This is a genomic window from Cohnella boryungensis, assembly GCF_042651945.1.
Classification (GTDB): domain Bacteria; phylum Bacillota; class Bacilli; order Paenibacillales; family Paenibacillaceae; genus Cohnella; species Cohnella boryungensis.
The window spans coordinates 1-1,771 of the sequence record NZ_JBHSED010000060.1 but is presented as its reverse complement, the minus strand read 5'-3'; the positions used below and the strand labels follow the sequence as shown (position 1 = coordinate 1,771).

At 46.2% G+C, this 1,771-nt stretch carries 1 protein-coding gene; it reads right to left on the bottom strand.

Going from position 1 to position 1,771, the window contains the following annotated elements; all coding sequences use genetic code 11:
• Window positions 1–386: 386 nt before the first annotated feature.
• Entirely contained in the window at window positions 387–1,652 is a 1,266-nt protein-coding gene (locus ACFO1S_RS23660; protein ID WP_204606410.1) for an IS110 family RNA-guided transposase, read from the bottom strand.
• Between the last annotated feature and the right edge of the window lie 119 nt (window positions 1,653–1,771).

Sequence of the window (1,771 nt, the reverse complement as noted above, 5' to 3'; positions counted from 1 at the left end):
GAACTCCCTCGATATGATTTGATTTTCTCACGCAAGCTCGTATATTCGCAGGATTTCATCCCTTTTATAATGTGGTGATGAATAAAGAGAGCCAGGGGTCACTAAGTTGGGCTGTTAGAAGGCGTGCATGAACAAAGGTGTAGACAGTTCCACCCAATTTGTTCCATTTGCTGCACATATTCTCCACGGTGCCCTTAGCGATTTTCACTCCCATGTCTCAACGGGTCAAATGCCCTTTCATTCCTTCGTTACACCTATCTAAGGGGTGGAGGTCGGTATTTCTAACGGAACGGGTCGAAGCCCTTTTGTTCAACGGATCCCGATACTCCGTGCTTTCTTTGTCATCCTGCGAATACAAGAGCTTGCGTGAGTGGTGCTTTTAGCTATTAGGCAGCCAGAGTAAAGACTTTATCTGGGCTGTAGTCTTCCTCACTTCGTGCCAAACCGACTAAAATACGGGCGAGTTTTCCGCATAACTTCATAATTGATTTCATTCTCTTAAGCTTCTTAACCTCGACATTATGGTGATGCAAAGCCTTAAATTCTGAGTTGGTCATGACCATGCACATCGTGATTAGGTAGAGGAAGTGTCGAAGGCGTGGGCGGCCACGTTTACTGAGCGTCATCTGGCCTTTCCATTTCCCTGAGCTTGCCTCGGTTAGATTAAGGCCGGCGTGACGGAGTAATGCGTTCCCGTGGGAATAACCGCTGAGATCGCCCGATTCCCCTAGAACGCCTGCTAAAGCTGTAGCACTAACACCAGTGATGGTAAGGATTTTACTCGTATAGGGGATACGCTCGAGCACGGATTTGGCCTCTTCCTCGATTTTCTGCAGCTGTCTGCTAGCTAAGTCGTACTCCTCAAGAAGATGCTCAAGATGGAGCTTGTAGGCGTGTGTCGCCTGTTTGGAGCCCACGGTTCGTTTGGCAAGATCGATGAGCAACTTAGCCCTACGTACACCTGAATGTCGTTTCATGGCCTTTTTCCATCCAGAAATCACATCAGCAGGCTCTAATTTACATAGATCGGTAGGGAGAGGAAATAAACGAAGAGTCACCAATGCACCTTTGCAAGTTAAAATTTTAAAGACTTGTCTAAGCTCAGGAAACACAATGTCGACCCAACGGTGGATCTGGTTCACTGCACTTACAAACCGTTTAACAACGGTCTCTCGGTTTGCCATTAGGACGCGCAGTTCTTCGTATTCTGTAGAATGGAACCGGACAGGGGAATAGTAGCCGTTCTTAACCATGTCTGCAATCACGAGGGCATCCTTTTTGTCACTTTTAGATCGTGTATTGTCGCGGTTCTCTTTGTTCTTTTTGACTAGGTGAGGGTTAACGAGTACTGCTTCAAACTCCCTGTTATTAAGCCAGTGGGCAAGGCTGAGCCAGTAGTGTCCTGTCGGCTCCATACCGACGATTATTTGGGATAGCTTGTACAAGGCCAACAAGTCGCGGATCCAGTGATTAAGAGATTGGAAGCCGATTTCGTCATTACTAAATTCCAATGGATTACCCAAAGCAATACCACGGAAATTGACGGCTCTAGCAACGTGAGTCTCCTGAGCGATGTCTACACCAATAACAAGGTGATGAACGGTAATGTTTTCAATGAGTTGATTTTGTTTATCTTGTGCCTTAAACTTCATAGTAGAGTGACCTCCATGATGATGGGTTTTTGGGGCAATGACCCCGTGCGCAACCCTATCTTACCGAGGCACTCTTTTTTATTCAAACTCCAAATTATTCGTTCTACAGGAATTCTAAC

Bases quoted from the DNA above. Each gene is read 5' to 3' on its own strand.
- ACFO1S_RS23660 (WP_204606410.1), bottom strand. From the start codon at position 1,652: ATGAAGTTTAAGGCACAAGATAAACAAAATCAACTCATTGAAAACATT.